The organism is Agrobacterium sp. YIC 4121 (assembly GCF_002008205.1).
Classification (GTDB): domain Bacteria; phylum Pseudomonadota; class Alphaproteobacteria; order Rhizobiales; family Rhizobiaceae; genus Agrobacterium; species Agrobacterium leguminum.
In genome coordinates this window covers 304250-322916 of record NZ_MRDI01000001.1, presented here as the reverse complement: position 1 = coordinate 322916, position 18667 = coordinate 304250, and the positions used below count along the sequence as shown (strand labels likewise).

The 18667-nt window shown below is 60.5% G+C and carries 14 protein-coding genes; 7 read left to right on the top strand and 7 right to left on the bottom strand.

Going from position 1 to position 18667, the window contains the following annotated elements:
* Positions 1–190: 190 nt before the first annotated feature.
* Entirely contained in the window at positions 191–1216 is a 1026-nt protein-coding gene (locus BTE54_RS01630; RefSeq protein ID WP_078051249.1) for a LacI family DNA-binding transcriptional regulator, read from the bottom strand.
* Between the two features lie 273 nt (positions 1217–1489).
* Between BTE54_RS01630 and BTE54_RS01625 the strand changes: the two genes are divergently transcribed.
* The 6 genes from BTE54_RS01625 to BTE54_RS01600 all read left to right on the top strand — a co-directional run bounded on the left by BTE54_RS01625 (position 1490) and on the right by BTE54_RS01600 (position 8531).
* Positions 1490–2851 carry an ABC transporter substrate-binding protein gene (locus tag BTE54_RS01625; protein ID WP_078051248.1) on the top strand — a complete coding sequence of 454 codons (1362 nt, stop codon included), beginning with the start codon at positions 1490–1492 and terminating at the stop codon, positions 2849–2851.
* Positions 2852–2956: 105 nt separating this feature from the next.
* Complete coding sequence (locus BTE54_RS01620) at positions 2957–3970, top strand: sugar ABC transporter permease (protein ID WP_078051247.1); 1014 nt, start codon at positions 2957–2959, stop codon at positions 3968–3970.
* 1 nt (position 3971) lies between these two features.
* Positions 3972–5132, top strand: a complete 1161-nt coding sequence (locus tag BTE54_RS01615; RefSeq protein ID WP_078051246.1) for a carbohydrate ABC transporter permease — start codon at positions 3972–3974, stop codon at positions 5130–5132.
* 37 nt (positions 5133–5169) lie between these two features.
* Positions 5170–6825, top strand: coding sequence for an alpha-glucosidase family protein (locus BTE54_RS01610; RefSeq protein ID WP_078051505.1), 1656 nt, complete (start codon positions 5170–5172; stop codon positions 6823–6825).
* Positions 6826–6845: 20 nt separating this feature from the next.
* Complete coding sequence (gene ugpC / locus BTE54_RS01605; protein ID WP_078051245.1) at positions 6846–7934, top strand: sn-glycerol-3-phosphate ABC transporter ATP-binding protein UgpC; 1089 nt, start codon at positions 6846–6848, stop codon at positions 7932–7934.
* A gap of 240 nt (positions 7935–8174) precedes the next feature.
* The gene (locus tag BTE54_RS01600; protein WP_035236048.1) at positions 8175–8531 is read left to right on the top strand and encodes a hypothetical protein; all 357 of its coding nucleotides are present in this window, start codon (positions 8175–8177) and stop codon (positions 8529–8531) included.
* A gap of 21 nt (positions 8532–8552) precedes the next feature.
* Here the strand turns inward: BTE54_RS01600 and BTE54_RS01595 are convergent, their stop codons facing one another.
* From BTE54_RS01595 to BTE54_RS01570, 6 genes are all read right to left on the bottom strand, one after another.
* Positions 8553–9917, bottom strand: coding sequence for a metallophosphoesterase (locus tag BTE54_RS01595; protein ID WP_078051503.1), 1365 nt, complete (start codon positions 9915–9917; stop codon positions 8553–8555).
* Positions 9918–10132: 215 nt separating this feature from the next.
* On the bottom strand, positions 10133–11953 hold the full coding sequence (gene edd, locus BTE54_RS01590) for a phosphogluconate dehydratase (RefSeq protein ID WP_078051244.1): 1821 nt from the start codon (positions 11951–11953) through the stop codon (positions 10133–10135).
* 128 nt (positions 11954–12081) lie between these two features.
* On the bottom strand, positions 12082–12780 hold the full coding sequence (gene pgl / locus BTE54_RS01585; protein WP_078051243.1) for a 6-phosphogluconolactonase: 699 nt from the start codon (positions 12778–12780) through the stop codon (positions 12082–12084).
* Between the two features lie 10 nt (positions 12781–12790).
* The gene (gene zwf / locus BTE54_RS01580; RefSeq protein ID WP_065654429.1) at positions 12791–14266 is read right to left on the bottom strand and encodes a glucose-6-phosphate dehydrogenase; all 1476 of its coding nucleotides are present in this window, start codon (positions 14264–14266) and stop codon (positions 12791–12793) included.
* A gap of 136 nt (positions 14267–14402) precedes the next feature.
* Positions 14403–15689, bottom strand: a complete 1287-nt coding sequence (locus tag BTE54_RS01575; RefSeq protein WP_078051242.1) for an FAD-binding oxidoreductase — start codon at positions 15687–15689, stop codon at positions 14403–14405.
* Between the two features lie 14 nt (positions 15690–15703).
* Complete coding sequence (locus tag BTE54_RS01570) at positions 15704–17140, bottom strand: glutamine synthetase family protein (protein ID WP_035260676.1); 1437 nt, start codon at positions 17138–17140, stop codon at positions 15704–15706.
* Between the two features lie 123 nt (positions 17141–17263).
* On the opposite strand from BTE54_RS01570, the gene BTE54_RS01565 reads away from it, so the two are divergent.
* Positions 17264–18448, top strand: a complete 1185-nt coding sequence (locus BTE54_RS01565) for an NAD(P)/FAD-dependent oxidoreductase (RefSeq protein ID WP_078051241.1) — start codon at positions 17264–17266, stop codon at positions 18446–18448.
* The last annotated feature ends 219 nt before the right edge of the window (positions 18449–18667 follow it).

Sequence of the window (18667 nt, the reverse complement as noted above, 5' to 3'; positions counted from 1 at the left end):
TGCGTTCAATCAAACTACACGGCACAGCGATTTTTGTGCGCTGCGCCCTCACTTCCGTCATTCCGGCCTGGAGCCGGAATCCAGCCGACGCGCGTCTGCGCGGCGAGACGACTCTTTTCAGCCCAAGGACTTGGGCTGGCTGGATACCGGCTCAAGGCCGGTATGACGGCCGGGGGATTGAGGCCAGACTTTACGCTTTCGGAGCCGGCCCCGTCGAGGCGCGCACCACGAGTTCCGCCTTCCAGAGTTCCTGATGCGGTTCCGTCTGGTTCAGCTTGATGCGATTGATCAGGCGCTGGCCCACGCGCACCCCCGCCGCCCTCAGCGACGAACGGGTGGTGGTCAGCGGCACGGAAAAATTATCGGGCTTCAAAAGTGGCAGCACGTCGTCATGGGCGATCAGCGAAATATCCTTGCCGGGTTTCAAGCCCCGCTGGTTGAGCGAACGGATCGCGCCGAGCGCAAGCGCGGTACTGGCGCAAAGGATGGCGGTCGGTTTTTCCGGGCGTGACAGCAACGCTTCCATGCCGAGATAACCTTCCTCGTCGGTCATGCTGCTGTGTCTCTTGTTGTTCGCATGCAATGTCAGGCCATTTGCCGAAAGCGCGTTTTCGACCCCGAGACAGCGCCGGTAGGTGAAATCATAACCCTCCGGGCCGTTCAGAAGCCCGATCCGCGTATGGCCAAGCTGGAGGAGAAGCTGGGTCGCATCGCGGAAGGCACCCTCATTGTCCACGTCGAGATAGGGATAATCCTCCTCCACGCCGACGGAGCGGCCATGCACGAGGAAGGGCAGGGAGAGCGATTGCATCATGGCGATGCGCGGGTCGTTCTTCTTCATATAGGCGAGATAGATGCCATCGACGCTGCCGCTTGCGGCGAGCCCCCGCAGGGCTTCGCGCTCCTTTTCCGGCTCGGTCGGCATGATCACGAGATGAAAGCCGCTGCGTGATGCCTCTTCTCCGAGACCGCTCAGGAATTCGCCGAAATGCACGTCGGAACGGTGATGCTCGCCAATCGGCATGACAAGCCCGATGGAGCCGACCTTGCCTGTCGCCAGCCGCTGTGCCGCGGCATTCGGGCGGTATCCCGTCTTTTCGGCAGCCTCCATGACGCGGCGGCGCGTTTCGGCGCTGACCTCCGGATAGCCGTTGAGCGCCCTGCTGATGGTCGTCTGTGAAATGCCCAGCAGTTGCGACAGCTGTTTCAGGTTCATGTCTGTCATTCCTCCATGCGCGCGCCCGGGAATACGGCAAAGCCTCTCCTCAATTCCCAAAGCGCTTTAGATTTTTACCAGTCTCCACCGTATTTCTCAATCGAAAAGGATAGCCGCCTTCCGAATTAAATATGACTATTCATAGGGCGCTGCAACGTTTCCGCAGAAAGAGCCTCTTGACTCCGTCTTAATGACAATGAGATGAATAGGCAGCCAAAGCGCTTTGATTGGAGAGGACGCTTTGAGCCTTTTATGTGATGGGAGGTAAATCACATGCAGAAGACTCTTTTGGCGACGGCCGCCGTCATGGCTTGGCTGTCCGGTGCGGCCTTTGCCGCCGACCTGAAGTTTGCACCCGGCGGCGACGCCAAGTTCAACTGGAAAAGCTACGAGGACTTCAAGGCGGCCCATGCCGACCTGAAAGGCCAGACGCTGACGATTTTCGGCCCGTGGCGCGGTGAAGACGAGGCCCTGTTCCAGTCGGTGCTTGCCTATTTCGCTGATGCGACCGGCGTGAACGTCCGTTATTCCTCGTCGGAAAATTACGAGCAGCAGATCGTCATCGATACGCAGGCGGGCTCGCCCCCCAATATCGCCATCCTGCCGCAGCCCGGCCTTCTGGCCGATCTGGCCGCCAAGGGCTTCCTCGTGCCGCTCGGCGACAAGACCGCCGACTGGGTCAAGGAAAATTACGGCGCGGGCCAGTCCTGGGTCGATCTCGGCAGCTACAAGGGCAAGGACGGCAATAAGGCCTATTTCGCCTTTCCCTTCAAGGCGGATGTGAAGTCGCTTGTCTGGTACGTGCCTGAGAACTTCGAGGAAGCGGGCTACAAGGTGCCCGAGAGCATGGAAGACCTGTTCAAGCTGACGGACCAGATCGTTGCCGATGGCGGCACGCCCTGGTGCATCGGTCTCGGCTCCGGTGGCGCCACCGGCTGGCCGGCAACGGACTGGGTGGAAGACCTGATGCTGCGCACCCAGCCGCTCGACGTCTACCAGAAATGGACGACCAACGAGGTCAAATTCGCCGATCCGGCCGTGGTCGAAGCGATCAACGAATTCGGCAAATTCGCCAAGAACGAAAAATATGTCAGCGGCGGCGTCGCGGCCGTGGCCTCCACCGATTTCCGCGACAGCCCCAAGGGCCTCTTCGACATTCCGCCGAAGTGCTACCTGCACCATCAGGCGTCGTTCATTCCGTCCTTCTTCCCGGAAGGCACCAAAGTGGGGACGGATGCGGATTTCTTCTACATGCCGACTTACGCGTCCAAGCCTGACCTCGGCAAGCCGGTTCTCGGCGCTGGCACGCTGGTCACCATCACCAAGGAAGCGCCTGCCGCCAAGGCTTTCGTCGAATTCCTGCAAACGCCGATCGCCCATGAGGTCTGGATGGCGCAGTCCAGCTTCCTCACGCCCTATAAGGGTGTGAATGTCGATGCCTATGCCAATGAGCAGATGAAGCGACAGGGTGAAATCCTGACGACCGCGACAAGCTTCGGCTTCGACGGTTCCGACCTCATGCCCGGCAAGATCGGCGCTGGTGCATTCTGGACCGGCATGATCGATTTCGTCGGCGGCAAGTCCGCGGATCAGGTCGCGAGCGATATCCAGAAGGCCTGGGACGGCCTGAAGTAAAGATATCGGATCGGGCCCGGCGGTTTGCTGCCGGGCCCTTACCAACGGCGCTGCCCCGACGACCGCATAAATCAGCGCGGCGCGGAGAGGATCAAGGGAGGGAACATGGCTCAACAACTCGTTTCGGCCATCGGCGTGATGGTGGCGGGGGTCTTTGCCTGCGCTGCCTATTACTGGCTATCCGACAAGGTGCTTCAGGCGATCTTTCCGGTCCGCTCGGGAGACGTATTGCAGGCATCCCGTAACCTCAATCGCCGCGCGGCGGTCCGGCCCTGGCTGTTCATCGGTCCGGCTTTGATCCTCCTGCTGGTCTATCTGGTTTACCCTGTCATCGCCACGCTGATCCTGTCTTTCTATGACCGGACCGGCAGCGAATTCGTCGGTCTTGCCAATTATCGCTGGGCGTTTTTCGATGCCGGTTTCCGGCAGTCGATCTTCAACAATATCCTCTGGCTGGCCGTCGTTCCGGCCGCCTGCACCTTCTTCGGCCTCGTTATCGCGGTCATGACCGACCGCATCTGGTGGGGCAATATCGCCAAATCCATCGTCTTCATGCCGATGGCGATCTCCTTCGTTGGCGCATCGGTAATCTGGAAGTTCATCTATGAGTATCGCGCCGAAGGGCAGGTGCAGATCGGCCTCTTGAACGCCATCGTCGAGTTTTTCGGCGGCAATCCCGAGGTCTGGATTTCCATGCCCTTCTGGAACAATTTCTTCCTGATGGTCATCCTCATCTGGATTCAGACCGGTTTTGCCATGGTCATCCTGTCGGCGGCGCTGCGCGGCATTCCGGAAGAAACCATCGAGGCGGCCGTCATCGACGGGGCCAATGGCTGGCAGATCTTCTGGAAGATCATGGTTCCGCAAATCTGGGGCACCATCGCCGTCGTCTGGACGACGATCACCATTCTCGTGCTCAAGGTCTTCGATATCGTACTGACCATGACCAACGGGCAATGGAACACCATGGTTCTCGCCAATCTCATGTTCGACTGGATGTTCCGCGGCGGTGGCGACAGCGGCCGAAGTGCGGTCATCGCGCTCATCATCATGGCGGCCGTCACCCCGATCATGGTCTGGAATATCCGCCAGGCAAACCGCGAGATGGAGGGCCGCTGAGATGAATATTTTCAAACGCCTTCGCCGCGTCGGCCTGCCGCGCCTCATCGTCCATGCCAGTGTTCTCGTCGTCGTGCTGCTCTGGCTGCTGCCAACGCTCGGCATTCTCGTCAGCTCGCTGCGCGACAAGGACCAGATCACCGTGTCGGGCTGGTGGACGGCCTTCTCCAGTTCCGAACAGACCTCGGCAGTGCGCCTCGCCGATGCTTCCGTGCAGAAGCAGGACGGCAGCCGCTATGTCATATCAGGCAATGTTTTCGAAAACGGACAGGGCGGCAAGGTTGCGGCCTTCGGCGTTCGCGTACAGGAACCCACGGCGTTCAAAGCCGGCGAGGCGGCCGAGATCGGTGACGGCGAAACATTACTCGTTAATACGGACGGTAGCTACGAATACAGCAAGGCCGCGAGCTTCGAAGGCTCTCGCGGCAAGCGCGTCTATATTTCCGTCGCGACGCCGCCCGTCTTCACGCTCGATAATTATCGCACGGTCCTGACCTCGGAAGGCATCGGCCAGTCCTTCGTCAACTCGCTCACCGTCGCCGTGCCGGCGACCGTCATCCCGATCCTGATTGCCGCCTTCGCCGCCTATGCGCTGTCATGGATGAGCTTTTCCGGCCGCAATCTGCTGATTGCCATGGTAGTGGGCCTTATCGTCGTGCCGCTGCAGATGTCGCTGATCCCGCTTCTCAGGCTCTATAATGAAATCGGCACCATCTTCGGCGTGCCATCCAAGACCTATGCCGGCATCTGGCTGGCGCACACCGCCTTCGGCCTGCCGCTCGCCATCTATCTGCTGCGCAACTATATTTCCGGCCTGCCGAAAGAGATCATCGAAAGCGCCCGTGTCGATGGCGCGAGCGATTTTGAAATATTCGTCAAGATCATCCTGCCGCTCTCCTTTCCGGCGCTCGCCTCCTTCGCCATCTTCCAGTTCCTGTGGACCTGGAATGACCTGCTCGTGGCCATGGTCTTCCTCGGCACGCAGAAGGACGAGCTGGTGCTGACCGGTGCGCTCAATGCGCTGCTCGGTTCGCGCGGCGGCAACTGGGAAATCCTCACCGCCTCGGCCTTCGTCACCATCGTCGTGCCGCTCTGCGTTTTCTTCGCTCTTCAACGTTATCTCGTGCGTGGCCTGCTCGCAGGCTCCGTCAAGGGAGGCTGATTATTCCATGAACGCCCATACCAGACAGGACACTTCCATGACCGCTTCGGTGACTTCCGCTTTGACACCCAACAAGGACTGGTGGCGCGGCGCTGTTATCTATCAGATTTACCCGCGCTCCTATCAGGACTCCAATGGCGATGGCATTGGCGACCTCAAGGGCATCACCGACCGTCTGGCGCATATTGCCAATCTGGGTGCCGACGCGATCTGGATTTCGCCCTTCTTCACCTCGCCGATGAAGGATTTCGGTTACGACGTCTCGAATTATGTCGATGTCGATCCGATGTTCGGCACGCTTGCCGATTTCGACGGGCTGATCGCCGAGGCCCATCGCCTTGGCATCCGCGTCATGATCGACCTTGTGATGTCGCACACGTCGGACCAGCATCCGTGGTTCGTGGAAAGCCGCGCCAGCCGCAACAATCCGAAATCGGACTGGTACGTCTGGTCGGACAGCAAGCCGGACGGCACACCGCCCAATAACTGGCTGTCGATCTTCGGCGGGTCCGCCTGGCAGTGGGATCCGACCCGCATGCAATATTACATGCACAACTTCCTGACCTCGCAGCCGGACCTCAATCTGCATAATCCGGAAGTTCAGGAAGAGCTGCTGAACATCACCCGCTTCTGGCTGAAGCGCGGCGTCGACGGTTTCCGCCTCGACACCATCAACTTCTATTTCCATGACCTCGAGCTGCGCGACAACCCGGCGCTGGCGCCGGAGCGCCGCAACGCCTCGACGGCTCCGGCGGTCAATCCCTATAACTTCCAGGAGCATCTCTACGACAAGAACCGCCCGGAAAATATCGCCTTCCTGAAGCGCTTCCGCGCGGTGCTGGACGAATTCCCCGACATCGCCGCCGTCGGCGAAGTGGGTGACAGCCAGCGCGGCCTCGAAATCGTCGGTGAATATACCTCCGGCGATGACAAGATGCAGATGTGCTACGCCTTCGAATTCCTCGCCCCCGATGCGCTCACCCCGCAGCGCGTCGCCGATGTGCAGGCGGATTTTGCGAAAGCCGCACCGGAAGGCTGGGCCTGCTGGGCCTTCTCCAACCACGATGTGGTACGCCATGTCAGCCGCTGGGGCGAGCATGTCGAAGATAAGGACGCCTTCGCCAAGGTGCTTTCGGCGCTGCTGATGACACAGCGCGGTTCCGTCTGCATCTATGAGGGTGAAGAACTCGGCCTCACCGAAGCGGACATCGCTTTCGAAGATTTGCAGGATCCCTACGGCATACAGTTCTGGCCGGAATTCAAGGGTCGCGACGGTTGCCGCACGCCGATGGTGTGGGATGCCGGCCATGCGCAGGCGGGCTTCTCGACCGCCGACAAGACGTGGCTGCCCATTCCGGCCGAGCACAAGCAGCGCGCCGTCAGCGCCCAGCAGGGCAATGAAGCTTCGGTGCTGGAACATTACCGCCGCTTCCTCGCTTTCCGCAGGCAGCACCCGGCTTTCGCGAAGGGTGGTATCGAATTCCAGCCGGTGCAGGGCGAGGTGCTGAGCTATACCCGCAAGCTGGGCAACGAAACCGTTCTTTGCCTCTTCAATTTGTCCGCAGCGCCGGCAAAGGCCACGTTGCCGGAAGGGAACTGGGAGGTTCTCGAAGGCCACGGCTTTGCAGGCGGTCTTGAAGGCAGAAGCGTAGAACTTCCGGCATGGGGCGCATTCTTCGCCCGTTACGCCTGACAGATGAGGGAGGAACACCCATGACAAGTCTCGTTCTCAAGGATATCCGCAAATCATACGGGCAGGTGAAGGTCCTGCACGGCATCGATCTTCAGATCGAACAGGGCGAATTCATCGTTTTCGTCGGTCCCTCGGGCTGCGGAAAATCGACGCTGCTGCGCATGATCGCCGGTCTGGAGGAAATCACCGGTGGCGAGATGTATATTGACGGCCAGCTCGTCAATGAAATCCCGCCCTCGCGGCGGGGTATCGCCATGGTGTTCCAGTCCTATGCGCTCTATCCGCATATGACGGTTTACGACAACATGGCCTTCGGTATGAAGATCGCGAAAGAGAACAAGCAGGAGATCGACCGCCGCGTTCGCGCCGCTGCCGAAATCCTGCAACTGACGCAATATCTGGAGCGGCTGCCCAAGGCGCTCTCCGGCGGCCAGCGCCAGCGCGTCGCCATCGGCCGCGCCATTTGCCGCAATCCTAAGGTCTTCCTGTTCGATGAACCCCTGTCGAACCTCGATGCGGCGCTGCGCGTCGCCACCCGCATCGAGATCGCCAAGCTCAACGAGCAGATGGCCGATACGACGATGATCTACGTCACCCACGACCAGGTGGAGGCGATGACGCTGGCGGACCGTATCGTCGTTTTGAATGCGGGCCGTGTGGAACAGGTGGGTGCGCCGCTCGAACTTTACGAAAGGCCGGCCAATCTCTTCGTGGCGCGCTTCATCGGCTCGCCCGCCATGAACATCATCGCTGCAAAGATCACCGAAACCGGTGAGAGGACCTCCATCGAACTTGCCGGCGGCAAGACGCTCGCCGTTTATGTTCCGACGCCCGCAACCGAAAAGGGCAAGGCTGCGAGCTTCGGTGTGCGGCCGGAAGATCTGAGCATCGTCACCGGGGACGATTATCTTTTCGAGGGAAAAGTCGCGATCGTCGAGGCGCTCGGCGAAGTGACGCTGCTTTATCTCGAAGCGCCCAAGGGGCAGGAGCCGATCATCGTCAAGGTGCCGGGCATCGTTTCCATCGGCAAGGGCGAAACCCTGCGTTTTGCGGCACCGCAGGAAAAGCTCCACCTCTTCGACGCCGAGGGCAAGACCTATCGCAGCTAATCGCCGTCGATACCGAAACCATGCCCCGGAACCTCCTCGTTCCGGGGTTTGGGCTGACCTTTTTACCGCTGTGGAAAAATCTCGGAAATGTCCCGCTTCCGGTCTGTTTAAGCCTGCGCTGATATGAATTGTTAAAGACTATGACCTAGTCTCAATCCATTGATCGAGCATGGGAGTCTGGGCGTGCAGAGCGGTACGGGTGTCATCAGGAACCATTACCTGAGCAAGGAAGAATCCTTCATGTATGACCGCGAAAGCCGGTTTCGCATGGAAGATACCATGAACGCCGCACGCATCGAATATACCGAAAAGGCCGTGATGCACATGGCGGCGCGCCGCTGCGATGTCATCCGCATCTCTCAGACCGAAGCGGTGCTGGCGCTGCTGACGAAATATAACCTGCCGAACCAGTTCTATCTCGATATTCCCGACGCCCGCATCACCAAGATCGGCTGCGTGATGTTGCGCGTCAACGCCAACAACACCATCCACGTCCGCTTCCTGCGCATGCTGACGCAGAAGGAACTGGACCGCATTTTCGTGTTCAGCACGCATCCGGCGCATAGAGACCGGAAGCTCGATATCCGGTCGTTCTGAAGGCAATGTGATGAAGTGGGCTTAAGAGAGCCCACCCAGAACCGTCTGCTTCAACTTCAACTCTGGCACTTCCGTGAAGGCAAGATCGCTGCGGCCGAAATATTTTTGCTGATTGATGGCGGACCAGTCGTTGCAGACGAGTTTGTAGCGCTGTTTCGTTTCGGGCTTTTCCGGCATGGCGTAAAGATAATCGCCGGTGCGCGCGGCGAGCGGAATGTCGCCGTGCTGGTTGCAGCGCTTGAGGATTTGGGCAAGCGCCGCGCCATCCACTTCCGTCACCATCAGCGTGCCGTCGAAACGCACCGAGGCATTAAAATCATAGCGGCGAATATCGCCATCAGGCAGGCCCGCGCCCAGCGAGGTATGGGCAATGAAGCCGACATCCGCGCCGGTTTTTGCGGCGATGAGCTGCGCCACATGGCGGCCCGCCTCATCGACGTTCATCGCCTTCGCGCTTTTACCGACGATGGCCCGCTCTTCCGCCGTCAGGTGCTTTTCGAGCGTCTGCTCGATCAGCGTTTTGAGAGCCGGGGAGGCAGGCGCATTGAGGTCGATCGCGACCGTTTCCATGGCAGCCGCCTTGCCGGGTGTCGCAATGGTCGCAATCGTCATGGAGGTGCACCAGGAGCCGGTGTGAATATATCGGGTCGCGCCCTGTTCATGCACGAAGTTCAGGTGGTCATGGCCGCCGATCATCAACGTGCCGTCCGGCAGCAGGGGCAGGATATCGCGGTCGGCAACGACACCGGCATGGCTGAGAACGATGTTGATAGTATCCGGTTTGACGATCCCAGGCAGATTGGCCTTCGCCCATTCGACCGGCTGCGGAATGTCCAGCATCTCGCGTGTGGCCTTCGGATAGGTGTTGATCGCATTGGTGGCGAGACCCGCCACAACGACCTTCCGCCCGCCGACGCTTACTTCGGCGCTGGCCGCCGCATAGGGTTTGCTGTTGCGCTTGTCGACGATGTTGGACAGCACGGTGATGCCGAGCGCCTGGGCGCGGCTTACGAAATTGGCGAGATCGTTGTCGATATCGGGCTCATGATTGCCGATATTGACGACGGTGGGGGCGAGCTTTGCGAGCGCCGCCAGGAACGTCCATTCGATTTCCCCGGCAGACCGTGTGGCCACCGCATTGCCGATTTCGAAAAGGTCGCCGTTCAGCAAGACGATATGGGGCGCCTTGTCGGCGGCGATGCGCGTTTCGATGGCTGCGAGAAGCTGGCCGATACGCTCATAGGCCGAATGCAGGTCGGAGATGACGATTGCACGCAGCGCCACGTCCTGCGCTAGCGCTGGCTTTGCCGCCGCCATCAGCGGCAACAGGGCGGTGCCCGCCATAAGCTTCAGCACATCGCGGCGTTTGCTCGAGAAAATCGTCATGTCAGGCCCCATCATCCGAAACTGCACCGCCGTCCCGCGGCCGGTTAAGAAGGCCCTAAAGGGCGATCATCACAGCCGCATGACAAGTCTGACGTTTAAGACAGGGGAAATAAAGCGGTTTCTGCGCCAGCTCTCGGTGATGAGAGGTGCATTCAGGCGATACCGCAAAGTGAGATTGAAAGGCGAAAGCCGCACCGGCCTTCGCCCATCAAAAATCAATGGAACAGAACGCTGGCGCCCTGATCGGCCGGACCGGCATTGCGGCGAAAGGGGGCGAACAACTCGCGGCCCATGCCCCAATCATTGCCGGAAAGATCGGCCCGCGCGGGTTCGCGTTTCGCCAGTTCGGCGGCGGAAACGAGCACTTCCAGCGTTCCCGAAATGGCGTCGAGACGGATGATGTCGCCATCGCGGATAAGCGAGATCGGGCCGCAATCGGAGGCTTCCGGCGTGACATGAATGGCGGCCGGCACCTTGCCGGAAGCGCCGGACATGCGCCCGTCGGTCACCAGCGCCACCTTGAAGCCGCGATCCTGCAGCACACCGAGCGGTGGTGTCAGGCGGTGCAGCTCAGGCATGCCATTGGCCTTCGGCCCCTGGAAACGGACGACGGCGATGAAATCGCGGTTGAGCTTGCCGTCCTTGAACGCGTCCTGAAGCTCCTGCTGGTCGTGGAACACGATAGCCGGCGCTTCGATGATGTGACGTTCCGGCTTGACGGCGGAAATCTTGATAACCGATTTGCCGAGATTGCCGGTCAGCATCTTCAGGCCGCCGGTTGGCTGGAACGGGGTCTCGATGCTGGAAAGCACCTTCGGGTCGTGGCTCTGCTCGGGGGAGGGCTGGCGGACAACCGCGCCCTTCTCGTCAAGCATGGCATCCACGGTATAAGCCTCGAGGCCCTGTCCGAAGACGGTGCGCACATCGTCATGCACGAAGCCCTGTTTCAAAAGCTGCTTGATGAGGAAGCCCATGCCGCCGGCGGCGTGGAAATGGTTCACATCGGCAAGACCGTTCGGGTAAACGCGGGCGAGCAGCGGCACGATGTCGGAGAGATCGGAAATATCCTGCCAGGTGAGGATGATGCCGGCGGCGCGCGCCATGGCGATCAGATGCATGGTGTGGTTGGTGGAACCGCCCGTTGCGTGCAGGCCGACGACGCCGTTGACGACCGACCTTTCATCGATCATCTCGCCCGCCGGGGTGAACTCGTTGCCCTGCGCGGTAATTGCCAGCGCCCGCTTCGTTGCCTCGCGCGTCAACGCATCGCGCAGCGGCGTGCCGGGATTGATGAAGGAGGAACCGGGCATGTGGAAACCCATGATCTCCATCAGCATCTGGTTGGAATTGGCGGTGCCGTAGAAGGTGCAGGTGCCGGGACCATGATAGGATTTCGATTCCGCTTCCAGAAGCTCGGCGCGGCCGACCTTACCTTCTGCATAAAGCTGGCGCACGCGCGACTTCTCGTCGTTCGGCAGGCCGGATGTCATCGGGCCGGCGGGAACGAAGACGGCGGGCAGATGGCCGAAGGCGAGGGCTGCGATGACGAGGCCGGGCACGATCTTGTCACAAACACCGAGATAGACGGCGGCGTCGAACATGTTGTGCGACAGGCCGATGCCAGCCGCCATGGCGATGGCGTCGCGGGAAAACAGCGAAAGCTCCATGCCCGGCTGGCCTTGCGTCACGCCGTCGCACATGGCGGGAACCGCGCCTGCCACCTGGGCTATGCCACCCGCTTCTTTTGCCGCATCGCGGATGATCGCGGGGAAGGTCTCATAGGGCTGGTGCGCCGAAAGCATGTCGTTATAGGCGGTGATGATGCCGAGGTTTGGAACCCGGTCGCCGGCAAGGATGTCCTTGTCGGCGGGGGAACAGACGGCAAATCCATGCGCAAGATTGCCGCAGGAAAGCACGGAACGGTGAACGCCCTTCGAGACCTGCAGCCGCAGCCGCTCGAGATAGGTCTCGCGGTAGGGCTTGGAACGTTCGACGATGCGGGCGGTGATGGCCTGAATGCGGGAATCGGCGGACATGGGCGTTCATCCTGTTCGTTGGTCGGCAACCGGCGTTCCGGGAGGTGAACGGCCGGTTGTCGTGTTTCAGTCTTCATGTCTTCGGGGCGCTTTGTCGCCGGGCCGCAATCGCGGCGGTGGCGTTCGGCTTATGGCGCCCAGTATATATCCACGGGCGTTTCTGCCCGGTTCAGCACGGCGCGGATCGGCATTTCATCCTCATCCTCGCCCGACTGTGCCTTCTCCAGCGTCGCCTTCTTGGCAGCACCCTCGATATGCAGCACCAGAAACCCGGCATCGTGCAGGCTGGAGAAGTTGAAGGTCAACCGCTCCTCTCCCGCATTCTCCGCCGCCATGGTCAAAACGCCGCGCGGTTCATCGAGGTCCAGCGCTTCGTAGAGATTGTCTCCACCGGGGAAAAACGATGCCGTATGGCCATCCGTTCCCATGCCGAGAATGACGACATCGAACGGGTCGCAGATCGCCTCGGTCTTGACGGTCGCAAGCGTCGCGGCATCCTCCGGCGAGGCCGCCGGCTGGAACAACGGCACGAAATAGGCCGACTTTGCCTTGTCCTGCAAAAGGTTCTCGGCAACGAGGCGGTGGTTCGAACGGTCGCTTTCCGGCGGCACGAAACGTTCGTCCACCAGCGTCACGCTGATATTGGGCCAGTCGAGATCGTGTTTGGAAAGCGCCTGAAAGAACAGCTTGGGCGTCGAACCGCCGGAGACGGCAATGCTTGCCGCACCGCGATCCTTCGTTGCCGCATCAAGGCGCTTGGCAACCTCTGCCGAAAGAGCGGTTGCCAGTTCGGCGGCGGTGTCGAAGACGTGTATCGTTTCGCTCATCGCCGGGCCCTCAATCGGCATCGTGCCAGGTGCGGCCGTCACGCTCGATCAGTGCGATCGAGCCGCTCGGACCCCAGGTGCCAGCGGTATAACCCTGCACGCCCTGTCCCAGATCTTCCCAGCTCTTGAGAATGGGATCGACCCAATCCCACGCCGCTTCCACTTCGTCGCGGCGCATGAACAGCGTCTGGTTGGAGCGGATCGTATCCATCAACAGCCGCTCATAGGCATCCGGGCTGCGCACGTTGAAGGCTTCGGCGAAGCTCATGTCCAGCGAGACCTGACGCAGGCGCATGCCGCCCGGGCCGGGGTCCTTGATGAGGAGCGACTGCTTGACGCCTTCGTCCGGCTGCAGGCGAATGACCAGCTTGTTGGCCTCGATCTTGCCGGCCGCATCGTCGAAGATCGAATGCGGGATCTGCTTGAAGGTGACGACGATTTCCGAAACGCGGGTCGCGAGGCGTTTGCCCGTGCGGATGTAGAAAGGAACGCCGGCCCAGCGCCAGTTGGCGATTTCAGCCTTGATGGCGACGAAGGTTTCGGTGTTGGAAACGCCACCTTCCAGCTCTTCCAGATAGCCCTTGACCGGGCCACCGGCGGAAGCGCCGGCACGGTACTGGCCGCGAACCGTCTGCTTTTCGACGTTGCTGGTGTCGATTGGCTTCAGCGAGCGCAGAACCTTGAGCTTTTCGTCACGCACGGCTTCGGCATTCATCGATGCCGGCGGTTCCATGGCGACAAGGCAAAGCAGCTGAAGAATATGGTTCTGCACCATGTCGCGCAGCGCACCGGCCTTGTCATAATAACCCGCGCGGCCTTCAAGGCCGACAGCTTCGGCAACGGTGATCTGCACATGGTCGATATGGGCGGAATTCCACAGCGGCTCATAAAGCGCATTGGCGAAACGCAGCGCCATCAGGTTCTGCACCGTCTCCTTGCCGAGATAGTGGTCGATGCGGAAGATCTGCTCTTCCTTGAAGACGTGGCCGATGGTGTCGTTCAGTTCCTGCGCGGAAGCGAGATCGCGGCCGATAGGCTTTTCAACGACGATGCGGGTCGAGCGGGTGATGAGCTTGTGCTCGCGGATCTTGTCGGCAATATCGCCGAAAATGCCGGGCGCGACGGCCAGATAGAAGGCGCGCACGCGCTCCTTGCCCTCGTCCAGCAGCTTCTTCAGCACGTCCCAGCCATTATTGCCCTTGGCATCGACTGGCACGTAGAAAAGCCTGTTCAGGAAGGTGGCGACCTGCGCATCGTCATATTCGCCGGCCTTCAGGTGCTCCTTCAGCGCGTCCTGCGCGAATTTGCGATATTCCTCGTGGGTCATGACCGAACGCGACGCGCCGATGATGCGGGTCGGCTCCGTGAACTGGCCTTCGACCTGCCGGTGATAAAGGGCCGGCAGAAGCTTGCGCTCGGCAAGATCGCCCGTGCCGCCGAAAACGACACAATCAAAAGGTTCAACAGGAATGATCTGACTGCTCATATCGATTCTCTCGATCTTCAAAGGTTGGGGCATCAATAATCTAATCGATTTAAAAATGCCAGACTCAGTTATGTGAAATTATGAATTTTGCTTCCGCCAACTCGTCCGCCGCCGGCAACAGTCTGTAAACATTGGCCTAAAACCTGTCTCGCAACGCGTACCACGAGAGCGCGAGGAAAAGCAGCGGCGCGCGCAGCGACGCCCCGCCGGGAAAAGAGGGCACCTTCAGCTGCGCGAAGGGCGCCAGCATGTCCTTTTTGCCGAGAACGAGATCGGCATAGAGCTTGCCGCAATAGTTCGACAGCATCACCCCATGGCCGGAATAACCGCCGATGGAGGTGACGCCGGGCATGACGTCGCGCACGAAGACTTTGCGCGGCAGGGTAATGCCGACGGAGCCGCCCCAGGAATGGCTGATCTCTATATCTTTCAGCGCAGGATAGATTTCCGCGATCTGCCGGCGGATGTGGCTGGAAATATCGCGCGGCGTATCGGCCGTGTAGGCTTCGCGGCCGCCGAACAGCAGCCGGTTATCGGCCGTCTTGCGGAAATAGCGCACCACGAACCGCGAATCCGCCACGGCTTCCCGGTCGGGAATGATGTCGGGAAACGCATCCAGCGGCACGGTGGCGCCGATGAAGGAACGGATTGGCATGATATGGGCGGCCGTGACCGGTTCCAGATTGCCGATATAGGCATTGGTGGCGATCAGCACCCGCGGCGCGGTGATCGTACCGAAAGGCGTTTCGATGATGGTTTTGCCGCCCGTCTGGCGGATGGATTTCGCCGGCGTCATTTCATAAATGCCGGCACCCGCCGCTTTTGCAGCCTTAGCCAGCCCGACCAGCAGCTTCAGCGGGTGGATATGGCCGGTGCCGGTATCGCGCGTGCCGCCGAAATAATGGGTGGAGCCGACGCGTTTGCGTGCTTCTGCGCGTTCCATGTAGGAAATATGCGGATAGCCATAACGGTTGTTCATCGCATCGACACTTCGGCGATAATCGTCCTCGTAGGCGGCCTTGTGCGCCACATAGAGCTGCCCGGGAAGATATTCCATGTCGATGCCGCGGCTGACGGCGAAGCCGCGCAGGTAGTTTTTGGCGTCCTCGGCGATGTCGAACAGCAGCTTGGATTGCTCGAAGCCGATCTCGCCTTCCATCTCGTCGGGGAAGGAACGCTGGCCGGTGCCGAATTGCCCGCCATTGCGGCCGGAAGCGCCATCGCCGAAACGATGCGCCTCGATGAGGGCGACGGAGACGCCGTTTTCGGCGAGGTTACAGGCGGCCTGAAGGCCGGTATAACCACCGCCGATGATCGCGACATCAACCGGCTTCGACCCGTCGAGCGCCGGATAGTCCGGCCGCTCTCCGACGGTTGCCTGATACCAGGATAGTCCCGGCGCAATCGGGCTCTGCCATGTCATGCTTTAAGAACCCCTCACACGTTGAGAAGCAGGAATTCCCGCTCCCAGGGGCTGATGACCTGCATGAAGGTCTCGAATTCCCCGCGTTTTAAACCGGCATAAAGGCCCACGAATTCATGGCCGAATACCCGGTCGAACTGCTCTTCGCCTTCCAGCAGCGCCACGGCCTCCAGGAGACCGCGCGGCAGTTCGATGGAGCCTTCATTGGCCGTATCGGCGGTGGGTTCGGTCGGCTCGATATTGTTGACGATTCCAAGCCAGCCGCAGCCGAGCGAGGCGGCAAGCGCGAGATAGGGATTGGCGTCCGAACTCGGCAGGCGGTTTTCGACACGCCGCGCCTGCGGGCCGGAAATCGGCACGCGGAAGGCGGTCGTGCGGTTGTCGTAACCCCAGGCATTGTTGACCGGGCAGGCCATGTCGGGCGTCAGGCGGCGATAGGAATTCACATAGGGCGCCAGCATGACGAGCGCATTCGGAACATAACGCTGCATGCCGCCGACGAAAGAGAAGAATTCTTTCGAAGGGCTGCCATCGGCATTGGAGAAGATATTGCGGCCGCTGTCGATCTCCACCACGGACTGGTGGATGTGCATGGCCGAACCCGGCTGGCCCTGCATGGGCTTGGCCATGAAGGTGGCGTAGATGCCGTGCTTCAGCGCCGCTTCGCGGATGGTGCGCTTGAACAGGAACACCTGGTCGGCAAGCTCGATCGGGTCGCCATGGCGCAGGTTGATCTCAAGCTGCGCCGGACCTTCCTCATGGATCAGCGTATCGATCTCGAGGCCCTGCTTTTCGGAGAAATGGTAGATGTCGTCGATCAACTCGTCGAATTCGTTGATGCCGGCGATGGAATAGCTCTGACCGCCAACAATGGAGCGACCGGACCGGCCCTTCGGCGGATGCAGCGGATAGTCAGGGTCGTCATTCATGGCGACGAGGTAGAACTCGATTTCCGGCGCCACGACCGGCTTCCAGCCCTTTTCGGTATAGAGCGAAAGCACGTTCTTCAGCACGTTGCGCGGCGTGTAGGGTACGAAATTGCCTTCCGCATCCACCACGTCGCAGATCACCTGCGCGGTCGGGTCCGTTTCCCAGGGCACCACGGAGAGGGTGGAAAGATCTGGCACCAGCTTCAGGTCGCTGTCGCGCGGCTCGTAACGGAAATTCGCGGTCTCATCGGGATATTCGCCGGAGATCGTATGGCGGTAGAGCGCGGAGGGCAGGGCAAGCGAGGTATCGCCCGTGAATTTCGCCGTCGGCATCATCTTGCCGCGCGGAACGCCGGCAAGGTCGGGCGTGATGCATTCTATGTCTTCGATCCCGCGCGCCCGCAGCCATTGTGCGGCTTCGCGCCAGGAGGAAACGCCACGGGGGGAGGAAAGGTCGAGGGGAGGTGTCTTTGCCATGGTTGCCTGTTTCTTCGGGCGGAGCATGGTTTTCTTGGCGGGCATGTATCACCGGGTCTGTGTTTCGACTGGCGCCATCATAACCGTAGTTTGGCAATTGGCGAGGGGGAAAGCGCCATTGACAAGCGGCGGCACTTCGAAAAGAGGAAAGGAAACGGATCGGATGGAATGATGACAGAGAAATGTGACGTGCTGATTTTGGGGGCGGGCGCCGCCGGCATGATGTGCGCCATCCGCGCCGGCCAGCGCGGCCGCTCCGTCGTCATTCTCGACCATGCGAAGGCGCCGGGCGAAAAGATCCGCATCTCTGGCGGCGGCCGCTGCAACTTCACCAATATCCATGCCGGGCCGAAGAATTATCTCTCCGCCAACCCGCATTTCGCCAAATCCGCGCTCGCCCGCTATACGCCGCGCGATTTCATCGCCCTTGTCGAAAAACACCGCATCGCCTGGCATGAAAAAACGCTCGGCCAGCTCTTTTGCGATGACAGCGCCAAGGACATCATCCGTATGCTGCTTGGCGAAATGCAGGCGGTGAATGCAAAGCTGCGGCTCGAAACTGCCGTCTCGGCCGTCACCCATGATGGCGGGCGTTTTCGCGTCACGACATCCGCCGGCGTCATCGAAGCGGAAAGCCTCATTGTGGCGACGGGCGGCAAGTCGATCCCGAAAATGGGCGCGACCGGTTTTGCCTATCAGATCGCCGAACAATTCGGCCTCAAGCTCATCGAGACCCGTCCGGGCCTCGTGCCGCTGACACTCGATCCCGCAGCGCTTGAAAGGCTGAGCCCGCTTGCCGGCGTCGCGGTTCCGGCCGAGGTTTTCCACGGCAAGACCTCTTTTGAGGAAGCGCTGCTCTTTACCCATCGCGGTTTGAGCGGCCCTTCCATCCTGCAAATCTCCTCCTACTGGCGTGAGGGCGATACGATCCGCCTCAAGCTGGAACCGGCGCGCGATATAGTCGCCTTGCTAAAGGAAGCGAAGCAGAAGAACGGCCGACAGTCGGCCCAAACGGCTCTTGCGGAAATCCTGCCGAAACGGCTGGCCCAACATGTGGTCGAAAAATCAGGCCTCACCGGCAATCTTGCCGATATGTCCGACAAGGCTCTGACGACGTTAGCGAATGAGGTGCAGGACTGGCAGATCAAGCCCGCCGGCTCCGAAGGCTATCGCACGGCGGAAGTCACGCTTGGCGGTGTTGATACGACTGGCCTCGATTCCCGCAGCATGGCGGCGAAATCCCTGGCCAACCTCTATTTCATCGGCGAATGCGTGGATGTGACCGGCTGGCTGGGCGGCTATAATTTCCAGTGGGCCTGGGCGTCTGGGCAGGCGGCAGGCGAATTCGCGTGACTGTCTCTGGCCATGGAGTAAGTTCGCAACTTTCTCCTCCGTCATACCGGCCTTGAGCCGGTATCCAGTCAGCCCAAGTCTTCGGGCTGAAAAGACTACTCTCGCCGCACAGACGTGCGTCGGCTGGACCCCGGATCTAGTCCGGGGTGACGGAGTATGATGAGGCCTGTGCGCCAAACTTGCTGGCTGAGTTGTCCCTCTTCGCCCCTTTTAACAACC